Annotated in this window: 17 protein-coding genes and 2 pseudogenes; 13 read left to right on the forward strand and 6 right to left on the reverse strand. The window is 65.7% G+C overall.

Annotated features, from left to right (window positions below; translation table 11 throughout):
- The first annotated feature begins 148 nt into the window (after positions 1-148).
- The 3 genes from MNOD_RS15320 (at position 149) to MNOD_RS49065 (ending at position 3,196) form a co-directional block, all read left to right on the forward strand.
- Positions 149-373 carry a hypothetical protein gene (locus MNOD_RS15320; RefSeq protein ID WP_157091472.1) on the forward strand — a complete coding sequence of 75 codons (225 nt, stop codon included), beginning with the start codon at positions 149-151 and terminating at the stop codon, positions 371-373.
- 701 nt (positions 374-1,074) lie between these two features.
- A complete protein-coding gene (locus MNOD_RS49060) occupies positions 1,075-1,938 on the forward strand; it encodes a hypothetical protein (RefSeq protein WP_015929834.1) in 864 nt (287 codons plus the stop codon).
- The gene (locus MNOD_RS49065; RefSeq protein WP_015929835.1) at positions 1,919-3,196 is read left to right on the forward strand and encodes a hypothetical protein; all 1,278 of its coding nucleotides are present in this window, start codon (positions 1,919-1,921) and stop codon (positions 3,194-3,196) included. The genes MNOD_RS49060 and MNOD_RS49065 overlap by 20 nt, the downstream gene beginning before the upstream one ends.
- Here MNOD_RS49065 and MNOD_RS15335 read toward each other — a convergent pair.
- Entirely contained in the window at positions 3,193-3,525 is a 333-nt protein-coding gene (locus tag MNOD_RS15335; protein WP_043748787.1) for a hypothetical protein, read from the reverse strand. The two genes, MNOD_RS49065 and MNOD_RS15335, sit on opposite strands and share 4 nt — an antisense overlap.
- Positions 3,526-4,098: 573 nt before the next feature.
- On the opposite strand from MNOD_RS15335, the gene MNOD_RS49070 reads away from it, so the two are divergent.
- Entirely contained in the window at positions 4,099-4,551 is a 453-nt protein-coding gene (locus tag MNOD_RS49070) for a recombinase family protein (RefSeq protein WP_015929837.1), read from the forward strand.
- Here MNOD_RS49070 and MNOD_RS15345 read toward each other — a convergent pair.
- Positions 4,548-4,760 carry a hypothetical protein gene (locus MNOD_RS15345; RefSeq protein WP_015929838.1) on the reverse strand — a complete coding sequence of 71 codons (213 nt, stop codon included), beginning with the start codon at positions 4,758-4,760 and terminating at the stop codon, positions 4,548-4,550. The two genes, MNOD_RS49070 and MNOD_RS15345, sit on opposite strands and share 4 nt — an antisense overlap.
- 2,507 nt (positions 4,761-7,267) lie before the next feature.
- On the opposite strand from MNOD_RS15345, the pseudogene MNOD_RS43380 reads away from it, so the two are divergent.
- The 8 genes and pseudogenes from MNOD_RS43380 to MNOD_RS50655 form a co-directional block, all read left to right on the forward strand.
- A pseudogene (locus MNOD_RS43380) lies at positions 7,268-7,414 on the forward strand (DUF4113 domain-containing protein); the annotation flags it as partial.
- 474 nt (positions 7,415-7,888) lie between these two features.
- The gene (locus MNOD_RS15355) at positions 7,889-9,046 is read left to right on the forward strand and encodes a TIGR03118 family protein (RefSeq protein ID WP_015929840.1); all 1,158 of its coding nucleotides are present in this window, start codon (positions 7,889-7,891) and stop codon (positions 9,044-9,046) included.
- A 732-nt stretch (positions 9,047-9,778) separates the two neighbouring features.
- The gene (locus MNOD_RS46630; protein ID WP_015929841.1) at positions 9,779-10,018 is read left to right on the forward strand and encodes a hypothetical protein; all 240 of its coding nucleotides are present in this window, start codon (positions 9,779-9,781) and stop codon (positions 10,016-10,018) included.
- A 1,233-nt stretch (positions 10,019-11,251) separates the two neighbouring features.
- Entirely contained in the window at positions 11,252-11,587 is a 336-nt protein-coding gene (locus tag MNOD_RS43390; RefSeq protein WP_015929844.1) for a hypothetical protein, read from the forward strand.
- A gap of 989 nt (positions 11,588-12,576) precedes the next feature.
- Positions 12,577-13,197, forward strand: coding sequence for a CatB-related O-acetyltransferase (locus tag MNOD_RS15375; protein ID WP_015929845.1), 621 nt, complete (start codon positions 12,577-12,579; stop codon positions 13,195-13,197).
- 89 nt (positions 13,198-13,286) lie between these two features.
- Positions 13,287-13,577 carry a hypothetical protein gene (locus MNOD_RS46635; RefSeq protein ID WP_015929846.1) on the forward strand — a complete coding sequence of 97 codons (291 nt, stop codon included), beginning with the start codon at positions 13,287-13,289 and terminating at the stop codon, positions 13,575-13,577.
- Positions 13,578-13,954: 377 nt separating this feature from the next.
- Entirely contained in the window at positions 13,955-14,245 is a 291-nt protein-coding gene (locus tag MNOD_RS15380; RefSeq protein ID WP_015929847.1) for a hypothetical protein, read from the forward strand.
- A 411-nt stretch (positions 14,246-14,656) separates the two neighbouring features.
- Positions 14,657-14,704, forward strand: a pseudogene (locus MNOD_RS50655) (hypothetical protein); the annotation flags it as partial.
- A 201-nt stretch (positions 14,705-14,905) separates the two neighbouring features.
- Here MNOD_RS50655 and MNOD_RS15390 read toward each other — a convergent pair.
- From MNOD_RS15390 to MNOD_RS15405, 4 genes are all read right to left on the reverse strand, one after another.
- Positions 14,906-15,352 carry a GNAT family N-acetyltransferase gene (locus MNOD_RS15390; protein WP_015929848.1) on the reverse strand — a complete coding sequence of 149 codons (447 nt, stop codon included), beginning with the start codon at positions 15,350-15,352 and terminating at the stop codon, positions 14,906-14,908.
- A 4-nt stretch (positions 15,353-15,356) separates the two neighbouring features.
- Positions 15,357-16,355, reverse strand: coding sequence for a class II fructose-bisphosphatase (glpX, locus tag MNOD_RS15395; RefSeq protein ID WP_015929849.1), 999 nt, complete (start codon positions 16,353-16,355; stop codon positions 15,357-15,359).
- A 44-nt stretch (positions 16,356-16,399) separates the two neighbouring features.
- On the reverse strand, positions 16,400-17,722 hold the full coding sequence (locus tag MNOD_RS15400) for a homoserine dehydrogenase (RefSeq protein WP_015929850.1): 1,323 nt from the start codon (positions 17,720-17,722) through the stop codon (positions 16,400-16,402).
- 102 nt (positions 17,723-17,824) lie between these two features.
- Positions 17,825-18,514 carry a ceramidase domain-containing protein gene (locus tag MNOD_RS15405; protein ID WP_015929851.1) on the reverse strand — a complete coding sequence of 230 codons (690 nt, stop codon included), beginning with the start codon at positions 18,512-18,514 and terminating at the stop codon, positions 17,825-17,827.
- Between the two features lie 96 nt (positions 18,515-18,610).
- Between MNOD_RS15405 and xth the strand changes: the two genes are divergently transcribed.
- Positions 18,611-19,402 carry an exodeoxyribonuclease III gene (xth, locus tag MNOD_RS15410; protein WP_015929852.1) on the forward strand — a complete coding sequence of 264 codons (792 nt, stop codon included), beginning with the start codon at positions 18,611-18,613 and terminating at the stop codon, positions 19,400-19,402.
- Positions 19,403-19,471: the final 69 nt, after the last annotated feature.

Here is a 19,471-nt window from a genome sequence, read left to right on the forward strand (position 1 = left end):
TCGCCGCGGCTTCCGAGCAGCGGAGGATGTGAGCGGCTGAGGATGTGAGCGGCTGAGGATGTTCTTTCAATCTCACTGACCGTCTGCTGTGAATGCCATGCAACAAGAGCTCCTGTATCGAGCATTCTACATCCGCCATGAGTGTGGGATGTTCATTACAGAAGAAGCTGTCGTCGGTTCATTAGCCTTCGAAATGGCTTCAAGAGATATCGGCCGAATACAACGGGCCATCGACGAGCTCTGGCTCAGCATACGCCATGACACGACGGGGCCGCGTTGGCTTGCTCCAGCTCTCATAGAGTACAATCAAATGCGCATAGACCTGGACGGCGTCGTTCTCGACACCGAGGTGTGTCAGCCAATGCATTATTGAGGCGCGCACCTCGCCGCGAGTGACAACCTGCGCGAAGAGCCACTCTCGTGAGGGCGGATCAGGTTGGCTTCCACCCAGAGACAGCGCCGTGTTGCTGAACGCAAGGGAAGATGGTAATTAGCTCAGCGGACGCCCACGCTGTGCGTGATCCGCGAGCTTCGAGTGCATCTCCGGTGTGGCCCTGGCCCGGAAGCCCCGTGCGCCGCGACAGGGAGAATGCGTCGTTTTCCAGCTCTCGCCGGCGTGCCGCTCCCCCTGCCACGGCAATGGCTCAGCGCGTGATGGCCGAGCAGTCTTCATGGCTGGGGCAGGTCCCTCGCGGGAAAGCTCAAGGCGGGCCAGTCGCGACTGAGGGGGATGATTTTCGCGACCGGCCCGCAGTCCCACACTTTCGGTAGGATACCTGCGAGACAGGTTAATCTTGAACGTGTGATGTTTCCGGATGATGTGCGGGCCCGGCACTTGTTGGTGAAGCCCTCATCGCCCGGCCCGCGGCCCCGCATCGAGGAAGCACTGGCACGGAGCACGCCAAGCTTGGCAGTCCCGTGTTTCTGATGTGTGTGGCGGCCCTCAGACTGCCGCCCCCTTGAACCCCTCCCGGTCCCAGCGCCCGGTCCTCTCCTCGGCAAAGGCCTGTGACGAGACTGGCAGTAGCGGAACGCTCTTCATGAGCGGCTACACCGGCGGCATGGGCCTGGGCTGTGGGCACGGACAGCGGCAGTGCGCGCTACAGCGTCAGCGCCGGGACCCACTATGAGCTGCAGGCATATTATGCGGCTCTGAAGTGCGCCGGACTGGTCATCGTCAACTGGTTCAACAGCGCCGGATCGGCGATCAGCACCGCTTACGGTACGCTGGTCGACGGGCGCGGCGGGTCCTACGCCTACAGCAGGAGCATGCTGCTCGTGACCGCTCCGGCCGGAGCGGCCTACGCGGAGGTCATCTGCGCCGCCACCACCGCGGCCGGGGCGGCGGGTGCCTGCTTCTACCTCTCGCGGGTGATGTTCGCGGTGGCCGTCGCGGGCCAGACGGAGGTGTCGCCCTACGTCGACCCTGGCATCACGGCGATCTCGGGCGGCGGGATCATCACCCGGTCGATAGGTGCGGACCGGCTCGTTGCGCGCTCGATCACGGCCGGCGAAATCGCCGCTGGCACCATCACCGCCACCGAGATAGCGGGCGGGACCATTACCGGGGACAAGATCGCCGGTAACACCATCACGGGCGGCAACATCAAGGCGGGCACCCTGACCGCGCGTGAACTCGCGGCCTGCTCCATCACCACGCCGAAGCTCGCGGTCTCCAGCTACAACTTCGCCTACAATACGGAGCTGGTGCAGAGCACCCGGGGCTGGAACATCTCCGGCACGAGCTGGGGTGCGAACATGCCCGCGATCTGGCAGGAAACCCTTTGGGTGCCGGCCGGCGCGACGGGCATCCGGCTCACCTGCGACGTCGCGGCGGCGGCCGTCCCGGCAGGCGGCTACTTCGAGCTGTTCCACGGCCGCGCCAACGCCAACGGCGTCTGGGCCTTCTACCCCCCGCGTGGGCGGGTCCTTCTATGAGTTCAGCGTCTACGCGACGGGGCACCGCTGCGCGCCCCAGATGTATGTCCAGTTCCTCGACGCGGCCGGCAATCATGTCGCCTATGCCGGTGGCGTGGTCGGTGCCAACAACCAGGGCATCCAGGGCGGCGCCCTGAAGGACTACCCCCGCCTCGGGTTCATCGCCCAGGCTCCGAGCACCGCGACCCAGTTCCGGGTCATGTATCGGGGCGTCAACATCACGGGTGACGGCCCGATCGTGATGCTCGCCGGCATGATGTATGCGGGCGCCCGCTCCGATCAGACGGAGTGTTCGCCCTACACCCCGCCCGGTGTCACGCTGATCGACGGCGGCACCATCATGACGCACACGATCGCGGCGGACCGGCTCGTCGCAAGATCGATCACTGCCGGGCAGATCGCGGTCGGCGCGATCACGGCAACCGAAATCGCCGGCTCGACCATCACGGGTGGGAACATCGCGGCGCGGACGATCACCGCGGCCAACATTGTCGGCCGATCCATCACGGCCTGGGAGATCGCGACAAACACCATCACCGCCAACCAGATTGCCGGCCAGACCATCACCGGCTGGAATATCGCCAGCAATACCATCTCAGCGGACAAGCTCGTCGCGAATTCGATCACCGCCGGGCAGATCGCGGCCGGCGCCATCGGCGTTGACCAGCTCGCCGCGGGCGCGATCACGGCCGACAAGATCGGGGTGGGGCTCAACTCGACCAACCTGCTCTACAACTCGGACTTCCGGGCGGGAGTGGCCGGCCACAACGGGATGACCGGCCCGTGGCCTCCCGGCATCTATGGGACGTGGTCGAACTACGACCTCACCGGCCATGGCCACGCCCCCTACATCGGCCTCAACCAGTCGGGCGCGGCATGGCAGCCGAACGGGATGGGCTCGTTGCAGGTGAGCTGCACCGGCACCCCCCTGCGGTACGTCTTCGGTGGCGGCGCAGCGGCGTGCACCTGCCCGAGCGTCTCCAGCCATGCGGCCAGTCCGGTTGGGATCGGCACCTCGCCGGAGGATGGAGGCGACAGCTCAGTCTCGCGAGAGCAGGCGGCCGACGAGCGCGACCACCGCAACGACCGCCAGGACGACGCCGGCCGCGAGGATCATCGCACCCGCACCCTCCAGCATCTCCAACATGGCGCGCACTCCAGCCCGAAGGGCCTGCTGGAGCAGCGCGGCTCGCTGAGACCGGTTCCCGGACACGCCGCGCAGGCCTCCGCATTCTCGCGCACAGGCCCGTTCGCTTAGATCGTCTCGTATGCGAACAGAACCGCAATCAGCGAGAGACTGACTAGGCCGAGTACGAAGCACAGGTCTGCGACGCGTTCCAATCGAGCGCTCAACCCGATGCCTGTGGTCCTGCGCATCGACAGGTACGAGGCTAGCGCGCTGGCCAGAAACAGCAGCGCCGCGAGGCCCGCGTACTCGTCGACGTGGCTGGGACCGATCCGCTCCTCCAAGATTTTCACCAAGCCGATCACAGTGGCGCAGATGCCAACCATTGTGCCAGACGCGGGCAGGATGTGGTGCGAGAGCCCACGCCCCTGCTCACGCTCGTCAGGCGGCTCATCAGGCATCGGCGAAGGTGAGTTCCATCGGCAGGCAGACGGTAGACGCACCTGCAACTGGCAGCAACACTGCAGGGACGGCTGCAGACCCCAGGGGGCGGGTCAAACTCTGGAGCGCAAGGGGTCATCGACCGCACGCAATCTCAGGCGCAGATCTTTTTCCCGCGAGGCGCCTCCTGCGTGCCGTCAGGAACCGTCCCCGCAAATCGTCAGCAAAATCAAAGCGTTCCGCGTTCCTTGCCCTGCACCGCTGCAGGGTTGGACGTCAGGAACCCGCCCTGGCGCGGTCAGAAACAGGAGGCTGTGAGTGCGCGTCCCGACCGATGCCGACCTCCGGCGCACGCCTCCTGGAGATTGGGGCCCGCGCCTCGCACAAGTCGCCCGGCACCATGCGGCAGCCCCCGAGGCCCTCGAGCGCCTCGACCCATCCGCGAACGGCCCAACCACCCGGGCCCGCGCCACCCGCCACCGCCGCGCGCTCGCCGATGCTCGCCTACATCGCGTTCCCCTGGTCATAGCGAAGGTGGATTGCCTCACCCGATCTGTCGCCTCCTATCCAGGCTCCTGGAAAGCAGGGTTGACGTGCGCTTCTGCGACTTGCCGCAGAGTGAGGGTCCGACCGGCCGGTTCATGTTGAATCAAATGGCCGCTGTGGCCGAGCTGGAGGCTGGTCTGATATCGGCCCGCACTCGTGCCGCCCTAGCGGCGAAGAAGAGGTTCTATGCCGAGCTGACGCCCGAGCAGCGAGACGAACTCGTCTCGCAGGGCAAGGCCGTGAGCCTGGGAGGGAATAGAGGCGTGCCACTGACCGATGAAGTCCGCGCCACAGGCAGGGCTGCCAGGACTGCCAATGCCAACGCGCGGGTCGCTCAGGTAGGCACTGCCATCGCTGAGATCCGCGCGTCCGGCATCACGTCGGCGACGGGCATCGCCAAGGCGTTGACCAAGCGCGGCATCCCGACCGCGCGGGGCTCGACGTCCTGGACTACGACGTTGGTGCAGCGCGTGCTCGCCCGCCTGGACGCCGCGCCCTAGTCGACCGAGCGCCCTTTGACGATCGGCTGCTCGCCGGACTCAGCCTCGATGAAGGCGAAGACCCTCAGCGACGCGAGAAGCTCAATGGCGGTTTCGCGCGACAGCCCCGTCTGTACCCGCTCATTCACGCGGACCGGCTTGCCCGTGTGCACGGCATAGACGCTCCAGCCATTGCGCCCCCGCCGCACGGTGTAGCCGTGATTCAGCATGGTGTTCCTCTGTCCCCAAGCCCCCGTGGGACGGCTTTCCTTTTTCCTGGGAGATGCAGCAGGCCGGGCCTGAGAGCGATGATCAGGCCCAGCCTGCTGACGGTGCTGCCTGGAACGTCTCGGGAACAGACGTTGGCACCGCAGGCCTGCGGCGGGCCTGCCCGCTCGCCGTGTCATTCACGCAGATTACAATTGGACGGCAAAACGCCCGGCTGGAGTTCATATCCCGCACCGGACGTCTCTACAGGTCGAGTAATCGACTACCCCTGTTGCTGATTGCGTGTAGGAGCACTCTCGCAGGCTTGATGAGCATGGCAGCTTTGCTGTAGTGCGATCACGCGGCCCATCGCGATGTAGCCGCGAAGGCGGGCCGTGTGCAGGGTCGCCTCCTGCTGCGCCCGAGATTTGCCCTGCTCCGGTTCACTCCGCTCAAGTCGGCGCATCACTTCCTTCTGCTGTTCGCACCTCTGACGTGCGCGCTCCAGATCAGAATACACGGCGTTCCTCCTAAAACAACGGGTAGGGTAAACGTCCAACCCCTACACTCATTCGCCTCCAACATGAGGGTACACGCTGGTGTACGTAGCAGCTATGGGAATGGGTATTGGGAGATATGATTGGAGGGTATACCAGCCTGACTGGCCAATCATCTCGCAGGGCTCGTCGGAACGCCGAGTTCACGAGCAGCAGCCCGCCTGTAGCGCGTCGCCTCGCGCGAGCGAGAGGCAATCCAGCCAGCAGGGCAAAAGGAAAAGCCGCTCTTGCGGAGCGGCCCGAGGTTTAGGGAGGAGCATGCCCCGCTGCGATGCCAACGCGGCGGGGCATCTGCGTTGCGCCACGCTGCGAGGTGCGCCGCTTGATCTGATGAGACTCGGTCATCGCCGTAGCCCGCCCGGTCCCGCCGTGGCGGGCTCTTTCCTCGGTTCGCCCGCGTGCACGAGATGAGCATGCCCAATGCGCAGGGGGCAATCCGATGAGACCCGCCTCAGATGCCGGAGCACCAACATATGTGATTTCGCCACGTGGCCCGCTGTGGCCTTTGCCGCCTATCTCAACACCCCCGTTGAGAACACTCTAAGCCCGCCCGGTCCTGCCGTGGCGGGCTTCTTCTCGTCTGGCCGATCCGCCTGATATGATGCGGTCCTACCAATCGTAACCGTACTTCCTGTGATATTTGTGCCAAGCCTTCTCGCTTTTGCGCTGAGCCTTATAGAACTCTTTTTCCTGTTTCATCTCTTGCTTATAGTATTTCTTCCAAGGGTCCTTTGCATACGCACATGATGTTCCTGCAGTCATCAGGAGCGGAGCAGTAAAGATGATCAGAGCGCGTTTCATTTGAGCCTCAGGTCAGCCTTGTTGAACCCGAAATAGGGCATCACGAGTTCGAGGCACCGGGGTCAGGCCGGATTCAATCGTGGCCTGATCCGACGCCCTACCGCATAGCATCAATCGCCTCCGCGACCCTGCGGGAATCTCGCAAGCTGCGCCGGCCGCTGCCGCCCTGCCTCTCGGCAGCCTTTGCGACGGCTCCGCTGGCCTCCACGGACCAGAACCCTCCCGCCCGGCGCAGTGGCTCAAGCGCAGCCTCGAGGCTCGATTCTGGTGCCCTGCTCCTCTCCTCGCCCATAATCGGACCGGTTCCCGGTGAGCTTTGCATGTGGGCGACCTGAGCCGCTGGCATGGCCCTGGGGGCGCAGGGAGGCTTATAGGCGGGCGTTGCAGCGCAGACGGCGGGATCTCGCCGGCCAGCTGGCGCCGGGGCTCGACGGGCCCGCTGTGCCCGCGCGTTGGCCGAGGCGAAGGCCTGCCCCTCGTCGGGACTGAACCGGAACAGCATCGGCCGGCAGTGCAGGCCCTCCGCTGTGCGCTGATAGCGCCTGTCGATGGGCCGCATCCCCCGGAACAGACCCATGATCCTCAGCGCCATCGCTCCGAAACCGAGGCTCTAGCTCCGCGGCGATCGCGATGCGGCGCGCGGTGCGGGCACTGATCCGGGAGTGGTGGGAGATGCGGGAGCGATGAGCCTTTGCAGGCTCACAGCAGCGCTAAAGCACCGCTGCCGTACGAGAATGGATCAAACTGCGCGCTGATGCAGTTGCCTCCGCAGTTTCAGCGCATTCGTCGCGGAACCGACGTGGAGACAAGCTATGCGGATCAGCGAAAAACTCGCAGAACAGGAGGCTGGACCAGCACCTACGACAAACTTAACAATGGATGCCGTCGCCCCACTGCCAAGCAAGTGTTCAGGACTGACCAAAGCTGGCTTGATCCCCGACATGCATCGGCCCGGCAGCAAGGCCGCCGCTGTCGCCACGTGGCTCAAGTCACGGGGCATGACGCCGGGATGAGGAGCGTGGAGGCGTTGCCCTCTTCGGCTTTGGGCTCGGTCGCGCTCAACCCAACGCGGTAGAGCTTACCGCTCATCCAGCTCTGCTGGCCGTGATACCGGCCAGCGAAAGTTCTGACCCATTGCTGCAGGCCGAGACTGTGCAAGAGCCTGCTTGCTCAACCGACGTTTCGGGCGCGGCACCGTGGTGCCGGCGCGGGCGGGGCTGGAGGCGAAGCGGACGTGGGCGACCAAGTTCGAGATGCGCACGCCCCGCTACACGACGCGGCTTGACGAACTGCCCGTGGTCAATGCCGTGCCAGTGTGAGCGAGCGTGTCGTTCCCCCTGATGCGCCGCATCTGCGTAGCTGGCTGCCATCATGGGGGTGGTCGAGCGGGAGACCCCTTTTCTGCAGGCACTCCTCGATCGTGAACCCGCACGTGCTCAGGTCATACGCACTGGACTAGTATAACTACAGATCCCGGCAACGATAGAAACAGGTACCCGAACCCTCCGCCTCGTACATCCAACAAATATCTTGCCTCAGACGCATCAAAAGTGATTCGGTTTTCCGCGCGCCTATGCCATTCTACTCACGCTGACCAAGACATTGCCGGCCGTGACAGCCCGTTCGGGAGTGCAGCTTAAGCACAACATATTGTAGCATGCCGTCGGCCTAAGCCACGAAATATTGTGGCTCCTGCCAAACATCAAACGGGCACCGAGGCCTGGGCGAACTTTGTGCTGAGCCGGCATTCCTTTGGCAGCGCAGGGGGCTAACCCAGTGCGTGGAGTAAAGCCATGGGCGCCTTAGATTACAGTCAAGCCGAACCCGAGCACATGCATCACCGGCACGAACACATGCGTCATCAGCATCACCGGCAGGAACAAGAAAACAGCTACACTCAGACCAATTTGGTGTCTTCCGACCCATCGCTGCCGGCGGAGTTCATCGATCCCAACCTGATCAATCCGTGGGGTGTTGCGCACGGCCCCGGCGGACCGCTCTGGGTTTCAGACAACGGCACAGGCGTAACCACCGTCTACGATGGCGCTGGTAATCTGATCCCGATTGACGGAAACACAGCCATCACCATCGCGACGCCGCCCGGTCAAACCGACCACGCCACCCCAACCGGCCAGGTCTTCAACGACACCGGTAGCGGCTTCGATATTACCGAGAACGGCTCAACAGCGCCCGCGGCCTTCATTTTCGGGACCGAGGACGGCACCATCTCCGGCTGGAACCCGAACGTAGATCCGGCCAAGTCGGTGCTGGCGGTCGATAATTCCACAGCCGGAGCTGTCTACAAGGGACTGGCAATCGGACATACCGAGTCCGATACGCTCCTCTTCGCGGCGAATTTCCACGATGGAACCGTGGACGTGTTCGACAGTCAGTTCCACCCGGTCAATAGTTTCACGGACCCGAGCTTGCCGGCAGGGTACGCGCCCTTCAACACGCAGGTACTCGATGACCACCTGTTCGTCAGCTTTGCTCTGCAGGATGAGGCCAAGCACGACGATGTGGCTGGCCCGGGCAACGGCTTTGTCGACGAGTTCGACTTCTCCGGGCACCTTCTCCACCGCGTTGCCTCGGGTGGGCTGCTGAACTCTCCCTGGGGGCTGGCCATCGCTCCCTCTGGGTTCGGGGAATTCTCTGGCGACCTCCTGGTCGGGAACTTCGGGGACGGGACGATCAACGTCTACGACCCGCATAACTTCGGCTTTCTGGGCAAATTGGATGACCCCGCGGGGAATCCAATCACGATTGGGGACCTGTGGGCGCTTGAACCCGGCACCGGGGTGCGAAACGGCGATCCCCACAGCGTCTACTTCACGTCGGGTGTGCAGAACGAAGCACAGGGCCTGTTCGGCAGCCTGATGGCCACCTCGGAGCCGGACCATTTCGATCATCACGGCATCTCGATGGGCGGGTATCTCACCCCGCCGGCTTGAGCCTGGGATGAGATCTGTGCGCCAACGGCAGGTCTAATAGCAGCCGAAACTTCGAATGCTGGCCGGGATTGTCAGCTGTGCCGGCATTTTCTTTAAGCAGGACGGTGTTGTCTGCTAAGGTGTGCCGATTTGAGGCGGCGGCGTGAGACGCCGTTCAGTACGTCTCAGATGGCCGGGGGTGAGGCTTCCGAAACAGCTTGAGACGGGGGTCTAGATCCAAGCGAGAGGGAACCAGCCGGGCGTGCTTGCGGCGCTCAAGGCGCCGATCGCCCGGTATATCGGCTTCACCAACCAGAGCCTCCTCCGGCCGCGCGACCAGGAACGGTCAGCCCATCCGGGTCCGTCGCTGGCAGTATCGGCAGTGCAGAGTGAAGCCGAGCGCTCCGCTGGCCTGCCACGCCGCTACGGTGTGCGGGTTCGGGTCACTCACGCGGGCCTCGCCAGCAGGATCGCTGTCCGCACTGCCATGTGCCGGGCGGCTTCGCTCATTGTAGGTGGTGGGATCTCCCGGCCGTTCTCGTCGTAGGCGCCGCGCGGGCTGCGGCGGCTCATAGACGGAGACGTAGGCCCCGCACGTTGCGCGGCTAATTCTCCCTACAGAAGCCTGCGAGAGTGCATTCGTTCGATCTACTGTCGTGCACCAACGCACAGCAGTCCTCCGACAAACTGCTTATGACGTTCTCACTTCAGATGCCTGCGCAACCCTAATCTGGAGATTGGAGGAAATAGATTATGAAAAAGAGTCTTACCTTAGCTATTGCGGGCGTCATCGCTAGCGCGGCGTTCGCAACCACTGCTTCAGCCAAAAGTTGCCGCTGGTATGGCGGTCAAAGCAACCGGATCTATGCCTGCAAAGATACGAGCGGGTATTCAGAAAAGCTGAAAAAGATCCACGACGGCTGGTATGGCAAATCGAATACCGTTTTACAGCCTATCGTTAATTACAACTCCGGGGCCTTTGGGACGCGGTAAGACTCAAGCCGCAATCTGCCAGAACGCCGGCCTAATCGCATTAACGCCCGAACTCCCACACCAGGATCCCGCGATACCGCCCCGGCTTGTGCCGTGGGATCGTCCAGAGGTGCTTCCGCATGAGTCGGCCCGCACCTCCAGAACCGGGTAGAGGCTGATCAGCAGCACGCCTGTCCAGTCGCCTCGGATCACACCGGACTGAGGGTGGACCCCGAACAGCGTCAAAGTGTCCCAGCCGAGCCGGTCAGCCTCAGGCCCGAAGTCGTCCACGAAACGCCGGCAGTTCGCGAGCGTCTCGACCCATTCGTCCGGCCGAAAGCGGGGGCATGGCGGCTGGCCCGCCGACAGGCTGGCGAGCCCGCGGGACCATTCGAGGACGGTGGGGGAGAGGTCAAAATCGGGCTCGGTCATGCGACGGGTAGGTTAGACAAACTGGCGGAAAAGCCCAAGCTTCTCAAAGGCCGGTTAGACAGCTTCGCTCGGCGCTAACTTGTTGAAAACGGACGATAAACAACGCTCCTGAAAATCGCAGTGTCGGTGGTTCGATTCCGCCCCTGGCACCACTTATCTCTCAATGACTTAAGTGGCGCTTCCTCACCTGATCTTTCAGGTGCGTTACCGCGCGCGTTACCACGGTCTGTTTCCACTCTGCCCTGGTCTCGATCGGGCTGCTCTCGCGGCATAGGACTGAGCACAACCTCCCCATTATCCGTCCCCACCGTCCTCGAATGGAGCCGCGGGCTCGCCAGCCTGTCGCTGGGCCTGCCGCCGTGCCCTGGCTTCCGGCCCGACGAACGGGTCAAGACGCCCGCGAAGCTGTGAGACTGTACGGCCCCTCGCACGCGCAAGAGGAGGGCCGTTCGCATAATGGCCAATTTGGCCGCGCTCGACAGCCGTGAGCCGACGCCGCGAGTGAGCGGCTCGCGTCAGGGATTGCAGCCGATGCAAATGTCCCGCACCGCGTACATGCCCCTCGGCGTGCCCAGCTTCCGGTTCGGAAGCCGGCCCTTGGCAATCTCCGGCCGCTTGGGGGCTGATTGCGTGGGTAGGCTCCCTGTCACCTCGACCTTGGGCGGTACCTAGGCGGACTCCTCGGCTTTAGGCGCCGTAGGGGAGCGGGCGGCATGGCCGCCGCGCGAGTGTCCTCCGGAACCGGATCCGCGCCGTCGTCTTGAAAAACTGGGCCATACCCCTAGCTGTTGCGTCCTTCAGCACTCAGAGGGAGGCCACATCATGCGTCCACATGCACTCGGCATCACCGCTGCAGCAGCGCTCTTCATCTTGCCGATTTCGGCCTTCTCACAGGGGATTGAGATTGGGCCGGGCGGTATTGGCTTCGGAGGCGGCCGCCGCGGCGGCGACTGCGAGCAGCTAAGGCGCGCGTGCTTGAACAAGGACGCCTTGGGTGAACGGGGCGAAGGCAACTGCCGGCGCTACCGCGAAGCGTGCGAGAGACGCCGTCCCTCTCGAGATATGTGCTGGGAACTGCGCCAAGCCTGCCTCTATAAGGATGAACTGGGCGAGCGAGGGGCGGGCAACTGCCGGCGCTACCGGGAAAATTGCCGCTGATTCTGAATGTGACTCGGTGCCTGTTTCTGGAGGTGCAAAATGAGAAAGATCCTTATCGCTGCATCTTGTCTTTTCTTACTGCCGCTTCCTGCTCTTGCTCAAGGTTTATCCCGGGATGATGACCGAGGCGGATCATACGGCCGAAGTGACAGAAGTAGAGACGATGGGAGATATCGTCCCTATGAGGACCGAGACCACGATGATTGGCGAGATTATTCGGATTACATGCCGAGGCGAGGCTCTTCGTTCCACATAAAGATTGGAGATGCGAGGATCCGTGTCCAATGCGGTCCCCGCGAAACGTTGAAGGACTGCGTTGACGCTGCCACCATGCTATTCGACAAAGCCCGTTCGCTGCCGACTACAGGCAGCGCAAGCCCGGGATCCGGAACCGCACCATCGAGGCCGTAGTCCGAGACGTGCGTTCCGTGGGAGGTGGTGCCCTATGCGCCGCCTCCTCCTAGCCCGACATGCGGACAGCATCCCGGCAGGCGCAATCTCAGGGGGCCGGTGTTCCAATAGGGCGTGCTCTGAGCGATGGGCCGCAACCTGCCGGTGGCCGTCCTGGGATCGAGCGGTGGCGATGTCGGCTTCGGCGTCCGCGCGATCAAGGCGGGTGCCGTCGACCACCTCGAGAAGCCCTATGCGCCGGATGCATTGTTGAGCGCTATAGCGGCTGCGTTGGCCGAGATCCGCGCGGACGTCGATCGCCAGCGTTCACGCCAGGGCGCTCTGGCTAGGATCGCGTCTCTCTCTCCGCTCGCGAGCGCGAGGTATGCTAGGGCTGAGCCCACGCACGGTTGAGGTCCACCGGGCCCGAGTCATGGAAGCGCTCGGCGCCCAAACCTGGCCGCAGGCGATGCTGATCGCAGCGGAAGCCGATATCAAACCCGCAGGCTGAGCGTCTGCATGGCAGTGAGGACCGCGATCCTGCTGGCAGGCGTGATCGTTGCGTACACCCCACTGCAGCCACTCTGCCGGGTGATAGGATGATTGAGCCCAATCCGGTGTTCCCGGAGCTGACACGCCTCCGACTCGCCAGTGAGATCGCGATGTGGGGGTGGGACATAGGTGAGCATACCTATGGTACGCCTCGCGTGCTCGAGCCTGACCTCGCACGCCTTCACATCGGTCGCTTCTGCTCCATCGGCCCAAACGTCACCATCGCGCTCGGAAATCACCGAACGGATCTTGTTACGACCTATCCATTCAAAGCGATCAACACGCTCTCGACAGCTTGGCCGAGCGCCGCGAATGCGGACGACGATCACGACACACGCGGCGACGTGCTTATCGGGCACGACGTGTGGCTCGGCGCCAGCAGCACGATCCTCTCGGGCGCACGAATTGGATCCGGTGCCGTCGTCGGAGCAAGCAGCCTCGTGCGCGGGCAAGTGCCACCCTATGCGATTGTGGCCGGCAATCCGGCAAAGGTCGTGCGCTACCGTTTTGAGGCGCCCATCATCGAGCGTCTGCTTCGCGTCGCATGGTGGAACTGGCCGGAGGAGCAGATTGCGGCAGCAATATCCCAGCTTCTCAGCCCGGACATCGAAGCGTTCCTCGCACATGCGGAACTCGTTGGCGCTTCGAAGAAGCCTGCTGGGTCATAACAATTCCGGACAGGGCAGCGATTTTATCGGTGAGGCCAGCCTGACTCACACAGTCGCCGCGCACCAGGGCGCGGCGCACCTCTATCTTCATGAGATTCCGCCGCAATCCCCGTTATGCCTACGGCGACAACGATCGGGAGATCCCGCCGCCGACCATCGCCGAGCTACGCACGGACGGACACAGCGAACTCGAGTATCTTTCACTTCTGCTTGGATTCAGGACGCTCGCCTGGACCCGGCGGGTGGCCGGGATCGGCTCGGCCACCTGGCTGTCCTGCGACGCCGGGCGCTCCGCCACCAACATTTGCGCCTGGTGTTGCGCCGGTCGTGCGTGGCTCCTGTTGAGCATTACCCGCCGCTGCCGGTTTGTCGGTTCCTGATCCTGTGGTCGTCCCTTCCGCTGCAAGGGCTACTGAGCCGAGGGACAACATGGCTGCAGTGCATACGCCAAGGACGTGTCCAGGTTTCATCGGGAGAGCTCCCTATGTACGTTGGCTGACACTGGGCTTCTGGCCCGTGCCTAACGGATCAACGTGGGGTCCCACGGGACAGATCCAGACAGGCGTCCGATACGGAAGGCGGCCCGCCGCGGCGGGCTGAGTGGGTAGGTCAAAAAATCCTCTTGGGCTGTCTTCGTGGGGCTGCTTAGGGCGGCAATCGATCAAGTTGCGTCGTACCCCGCTGTGGCGACGCCGTTTCGAACTCGGCCGGACGGTAGCGGGTCAGCGCGCGTTTCATGGCGGTCCAGAGGTCCGGGATGGTGCGCACGGCCAGCCCTACCACCGCGCCCGTGAGCCGCTACGGAGGCCGCCGCCACGCGATCATCAGCACCGATCGCTTCCCGGCCGATCTGCCCTTCCCGGGTATTGCGCTGCGCCTCCGCTGCTCCGCCTGCGGCTCCCGGGAGGTCGGCGTGATGCGCGACATGCTGGCCCACGATGCTCGGATGCACGCCGAGACCGGATGGGGCACGGGATCGGCCGGTCCGCTGCCAGCGCACGACAAGGCGGTCGGGCGGGACGTGCCGTGGCCGGATGAGGAGGGCTGAAGAGAAAAGCCCCGCCGTGGCAGGGCCAGGCGGGGCGAAGGCGACATCTTGCTCTCAGGGAGTTATAGCTAAGCACGTCCTCGGCATGAGGCGCATCTCTTCTTGCGGGGTAACCGACCTTCCGAGAGCGGAATCTTTAGGACAGAATGCCAGCCGCAGCGGGGCCGGGCGGACTTGCTGGCTGTGGGCGCAGGCGGCTCCCCCGCCCGCCAGCAACTGGCGACGGCTGATGATCATGGCGCTGACCTTCAGGTTGTCAGGATGATGCAAGTCTAGTTGCCGACGTGAACGCGAGCAATAATATGGAAACGTCGCAACCGATATCTGCGGAATATGGCACCGTGGAACTCCGGCACCTGCGCTACCTGCTCGCCGTTGCCGAGAAGGGGCACATCACCCGTGCGGCTGGGCATGCAGCAGCCGCCGCTTAGCCAGCAGATCCGGAAGCTCAAACGCGAGCTTGGGGTGCAGCGGCTGCCGCGCGGTGTCGAACTGACCGAGGCTGGTGAGGTCTTCGTGCAGGACGCCCGCGTCCTTCTCTCGCAGCTGGACCGAACTAGCGAGCGGGTGCGCCGCACGGCCAGGGGTGAGGACGGGCAGCACGGACGATCGATCAAGAACTGCCCGTCCGCCGGGATCCGCCGGTCCCGGTGCCCCTCTTCAAAATACCTTCCGGTACTGGATGAAGCCCGGCCGGTCGGCGAGCGTGTCGTAGAGCGCGCGGGCCGTCACGTTGCCCTCCTGCGTGAGCCAGTAGACGCGGCTCGCACCCGCCGCGCGGGCCGCCGCGTAAACGGCTTCGATCAGCGCCCGGCCCGCCCCTTGCCCGCGGGCGCTTTCCGCGGTGAACAGGTCCTGCAGATAGCAGTAGGGCCCGACCGTCCAGGTCGAGCGGTGGAAGAGGTAGTGGACGAGGCCGATCACTGCCCCGTCCATCTCGGCCACCAGGGCGTGCATCGGCTCGGCGGGGTCGTGCAGGCGCGCCCAGGTCGTGTCGCTGACGGCCGGATCGAGACTCTGGCCGTAGAAGCGCAGATAGCCCTGCCACAGGGGATCCCAGGCGGCCCGCTCGTCGGGCCGCAGGGGACGGATCAGCAAGCCCGCCATCGCCCTACTTCAGGTGGAACTTCGCGAAGTCGCGGTGCTCCGCCTGGATGCGGCGCACCGTGCCGGTATGCGAGCGGTAGACGATCGTGTCCGTCTGGACGACCTCCCGGCCGAAGCGCACGCCCTTGACCAGCGCGCCGTCGGTCACGCCGGTCAGCGCCACCACCACGTCGCCGCGGGCGAGATCCTCGAGTTCGTAGCGGCGGTCGGGGTCGGTGACGCCCATCTTGGCCGCGCGGTCCCGCTTGTCCTGCGTATCGAGGATCAGCCGCCCCTGCATCTGGCCGCCGATGCAGCGCAGCGCGCCCGCCGCGAGCACGCCCTCCGGCGCCGCGCCGATGCCGAGATAGATGTCGATGCCGGTCTCCTCCGGCATGGTCGTGAAGATCACGCCCGCCACGTCGCCGTCGGAGATCAGGCGCACGCCCGCGCCGGTCCGGCGGATCGCCGCGATGAGGTCGGTGTGGCGCGGCCGGTCGAGCACGAGGGCGGTGATCTCGGAGGGCGGCACGCCCTTGGCCTTGGCGAGGGCATGGATGTTGTCCTCGGGCGAGGCATCGAGATCGACGACGCCCTTCGGATAGCCGGGGCCGATCGCGATCTTGTGCATGTAGACGTCGGGGGCGGCGAGCAGCGTGCCGCCTTCGGCCATCGCCATGACGGCGACCGAGCCCGGCATGTCCTTGGCGCAGAGGGTGGTGCCCTCCAGTGGATCGACCGCGATGTCGACCTTGGGCCCCTGGCCGTTGCCGAGCGTCTCGCCGATGAACAGCATCGGCGCCTCGTCGCGCTCGCCCTCGCCGATCACCACCGTTCCGGCGATCGGCAGCCGGTTGAGCTCGCGGCGCATGGCATCGACGGCAGCCTGGTCGGCGGCCTTCTCGTTGCCCTGGCCCCGCAGGCGGGCGGCGGCGACCGCCGCACGCTCAGTCACGCGCACCAGTTCGAGGGTGAGGATGCGCTCGATGATCGGGCTCGGGCCGGCCTTGGTGGCGTCCGACATGCGGTCAGGTTCCCTCGTCAGTCTCTCGGGTAACGGTGCCGGGATCAGTCCCGCTCGATGCGGATGACCTGCGGCGGCTCCGACAGGAGGCCGTCCGCCGCCATGGCGTCGAGGCTCGCGCGGATCGCCGCCTCCGTCGCCGCATAGGTGATGAGCACGAGCGGCACCGGCACGCCGGAGCGTCCATGCGGATCCTGCTGGGCCGCGTTCTCGGAGCGGCGCTGCAGGATGCTCTCCAGCGAGATGTCACGCTCGGCCATCCGGGTCGCAACGCCCGCGGCGACGCCGGGCCGGTCGTGGACCGTGAGGCGGATGTAGTAGCCGCCCTCGTGCCGCTGCATCTCGGCCCGCCGGGGATGCACCAGCGCCGCCGCCGGGCGGCCGAAGGCCGGGACGAGGCGGCCGGCCGCGACGTCCGCGATATCCGCGACGACTGCCGAGGCCGTCGCCTCGCCGCCCGCCCCGGGGCCGATGAGCGTCAGCTCGCGCAGCGCGTCCGTGTCGATGGTCACCGCGTTCGTCACCCCCATCACCTGCGCGATGGCGGAGGATTTCGGCACCATGGTCGGGTGGACGCGCTGCTCGATGCCGGCCGGCGTGGTTTCCGCCACCCCGAGCAGCTTGATCCGGTAGCCGAGCTCGTCGGCCATGCGCAGGTCGAGGGGCGTGATGGCCGAGATCCCCTCCACCGAGACGCCATCCGCGTCGATCTCGCTGCCGAAGGCGAGGCTTGTCAGCAAAGCGAGCTTGTGGGCGGTGTCGTAGCCCTCGACGTCGAAGGTCGGGTCGGCCTCCGCGTAGCCGAGCGCCTGGGCGTCCTTGAGGCAGGCCTCGAAGGTCAGGCCCTCCAGCTCCATCCGGCTCAGGATGTAGTTGCAGGTGCCGTTGAGGATCCCGTAGATGCGGGAGATCCGGTTGCCGGCGAGCGCCTCGCGCAGGGTCTTGACCACCGGGATGCCGCCAGCGGCCGAGGCCTCGAAGGCGAGCGCGACGCCGGCCGCCTCCGCCGCGCGGGCGAGCGCCGCGCCGTGGCGGGCGAGCAGCGCCTTGTTGGCGGTCACCACGTGCTTGCCGGCGGCGAGCGCCGCCTCGACGGTGGCGCGGGCAGCCCCCTCGGCGCCGCCGATCAGCTCGACCACGCAATCGACCTCGCCCGAGCGGGCGAGCGCCACCGGATCCTCGAACCACGCGACGTCGGCGAGCGCGAGGCCGCGGTCGCGGGTCCGGTCGCGGGCCGAGACGGCGGTCACGCGGATCGGCCGTCCGGCCGCGTCCGTGAGCGTCGCGGCGCGGCGCTCCACCATGCGCACGACGGCGGAGCCGACCGTGCCGAGACCGGCAACGCCGAGGCGAAGGCTCTGAGTCATGCACGCATCCAAGGGGCTTCTCGACAACCGGACGTGCGCGAAGCGCGGCCTCCGGCGGACGGGGACCTTCTGCAACGATTTCCGGCCCCGTGCAAGGAACGCTCAGCCCGCCGGCTCCCGCCGGTGGCGCGCGGCGACCCGCACCAGGGCCGCCAGGACCACGGCGTTGAGGATGTGCCAGAGCCAGTGCGTTCCGGAGGGCAGCAGCGGGCAGAGCGCGCGGTCGAGGGTTCTGGCGCAGAGCGACAGCAGGAAGATCCCCGCGATGCCGAGGAGGGCCCGGCCGGCCCGGTGCTGCGCTTCCCGCGGGGCTGCCCGCAGCGCCGCGCCGATCCCAAGGAGAGCCAGGAGTGCGGGCGCGTAGGCGATCGACCCGTTCGTCGCCGGGGCGAGCGGCCGCCCGGCAAGGGCCGAGAGCGCGGGCTCGAACCCGAACCCCGCCGCCGCGAAGGCGAGGGTCAGGAGCGTGCTGGCAAGCGCGCCAAGACCGAGCAGGCGGTATAGCGCGAGGAAGAAATAGGCGTGGATGAACAGCGTGATCGGCAGCACGTCGGCGAGCTCGGCCCAGCGCAAGGCGAGCGTGTGGAACAGGAAGCTGCCGAGCCCGATCAGCCCGACGAGCCCCGCAAGCGCGAGCGCGACCGGATCGGGCGCCGCGCGGCGCCGCTCGGCCAAGGCCAGCGCGACGGCGGCGACCAGGAAGGCGGCGTTCGAGAGGGCGTTCAGCGGCTCGGCCCAGAAGCCCGCATCGATGCGCTCGCAATAGGCCCGCACCGGCTCCCACCACCCCATCGGCCTCCCCCGCGGCACCCCGTCCCGTCTTCTTGCAAAGCCTCGGCGAAACCCCGATGACGGCAGCCGCCTTCCTCCAACGCGCCGTGGGCCCCGATGCGGATCACCACCTGGAACGTCAACTCGGTCAAGCAGCGCCTCGGCCACCTCCTCGCCTTCCTGAAGGAGGCCAGTCCCGACGTGGTCTGCCTGCAGGAGCTGAAATGCGTCGACGAGGCGTTTCCGCGGACGGAGATCGAGGAGGCCGGCTACGTGGTGGCGACCCACGGCCAGAAGGCCTTCAACGGCGTCGCGCTCCTCACCCGCCAGCCCCTGCCCCTGCGCGATGTGCGCCGCGGCCTGCCCGGCGACCCGGAGGACGGGCAGGCGCGCTACATCGAGGCGGTCATCCCCACCGCGACGGCGACGCTGCGGGTGGCCTCGATCTATCTGCCGAACGGCAACCCGATCGGCACGCCGAAATACGACTACAAGCTCGCCTTCCTGCGCCGCCTCCTGCTGCATGCCCGCGCCTTGCGCGAGAAGGAGGAGGTGCTGGTCCTCGCCGGCGACTACAACGTGATCCCGGAGCCCATCGACGTCGCCAATCCGGAGGCCTGGACCGGCGATGCCCTGTTCCTGCCCGAGAGCCGGGCTGCCTTCCGGATGCTCCTCAACGAAGGCTTCACGGATGCGCTGCGGGCCTGCGACGAGCGGCCCGGGCTCTACACCTTCTGGGACTATCAGGCCGGGGCGTGGTCGCGGAATCTCGGCATCCGCATCGACCACCTGCTGCTCTCGCCCCAGGCCCTCGACCGCCTGGTCTCGGCCTCCGTGCAGAAGCACCTGCGCGGCCTCGACAAGCCCTCCGATCACGTGCCGGTCACGGTCGAGCTCGATCTCGGCTGAGATCGCCGGCCGCCAGCCTCCGCGGCGGCGCGCGGCAGAAGCGGGCAGGCTCGCCTGCCTCGAAATTGG

This window comes from Methylobacterium nodulans ORS 2060 (assembly GCF_000022085.1).
Taxonomy (GTDB): Bacteria; Pseudomonadota; Alphaproteobacteria; order Rhizobiales; family Beijerinckiaceae; genus Methylobacterium; species Methylobacterium nodulans.

What these genes read in the sequence shown, in the direction of transcription:
- MNOD_RS15320 (WP_157091472.1), top strand. Translation starts at nt 149, where the DNA reads ATGTTCATTACAGAAGAAGCTGTCGTCGGTTCATTAGCCTTCGAAATG.
- MNOD_RS15335 (WP_043748787.1), bottom strand. Translation starts at nt 3,525, where the DNA reads ATGCCTGATGAGCCGCCTGACGAGCGTGAGCAGGGGCGTGGGCTCTCG.
- MNOD_RS15345 (WP_015929838.1), bottom strand. Translation starts at nt 4,760, where the DNA reads ATGCTGAATCACGGCTACACCGTGCGGCGGGGGCGCAATGGCTGGAGC.
- MNOD_RS15355 (WP_015929840.1), top strand. Translation starts at nt 7,889, where the DNA reads ATGGGCGCCTTAGATTACAGTCAAGCCGAACCCGAGCACATGCATCAC.
- MNOD_RS46630 (WP_015929841.1), top strand. Translation starts at nt 9,779, where the DNA reads ATGAAAAAGAGTCTTACCTTAGCTATTGCGGGCGTCATCGCTAGCGCG.
- MNOD_RS43390 (WP_015929844.1), top strand. Translation starts at nt 11,252, where the DNA reads ATGCGTCCACATGCACTCGGCATCACCGCTGCAGCAGCGCTCTTCATC.
- MNOD_RS15375 (WP_015929845.1), top strand. Translation starts at nt 12,577, where the DNA reads ATGATTGAGCCCAATCCGGTGTTCCCGGAGCTGACACGCCTCCGACTC.
- MNOD_RS46635 (WP_015929846.1), top strand. Translation starts at nt 13,287, where the DNA reads ATGAGATTCCGCCGCAATCCCCGTTATGCCTACGGCGACAACGATCGG.
- MNOD_RS15380 (WP_015929847.1), top strand. Translation starts at nt 13,955, where the DNA reads ATGGTGCGCACGGCCAGCCCTACCACCGCGCCCGTGAGCCGCTACGGA.
- MNOD_RS15390 (WP_015929848.1), bottom strand. Translation starts at nt 15,352, where the DNA reads ATGGCGGGCTTGCTGATCCGTCCCCTGCGGCCCGACGAGCGGGCCGCC.
- glpX (WP_015929849.1), bottom strand. Translation starts at nt 16,355, where the DNA reads ATGTCGGACGCCACCAAGGCCGGCCCGAGCCCGATCATCGAGCGCATC.
- MNOD_RS15400 (WP_015929850.1), bottom strand. Translation starts at nt 17,722, where the DNA reads ATGACTCAGAGCCTTCGCCTCGGCGTTGCCGGTCTCGGCACGGTCGGC.
- MNOD_RS15405 (WP_015929851.1), bottom strand. Translation starts at nt 18,514, where the DNA reads ATGGGGTGGTGGGAGCCGGTGCGGGCCTATTGCGAGCGCATCGATGCG.
- xth (WP_015929852.1), top strand. Translation starts at nt 18,611, where the DNA reads ATGCGGATCACCACCTGGAACGTCAACTCGGTCAAGCAGCGCCTCGGC.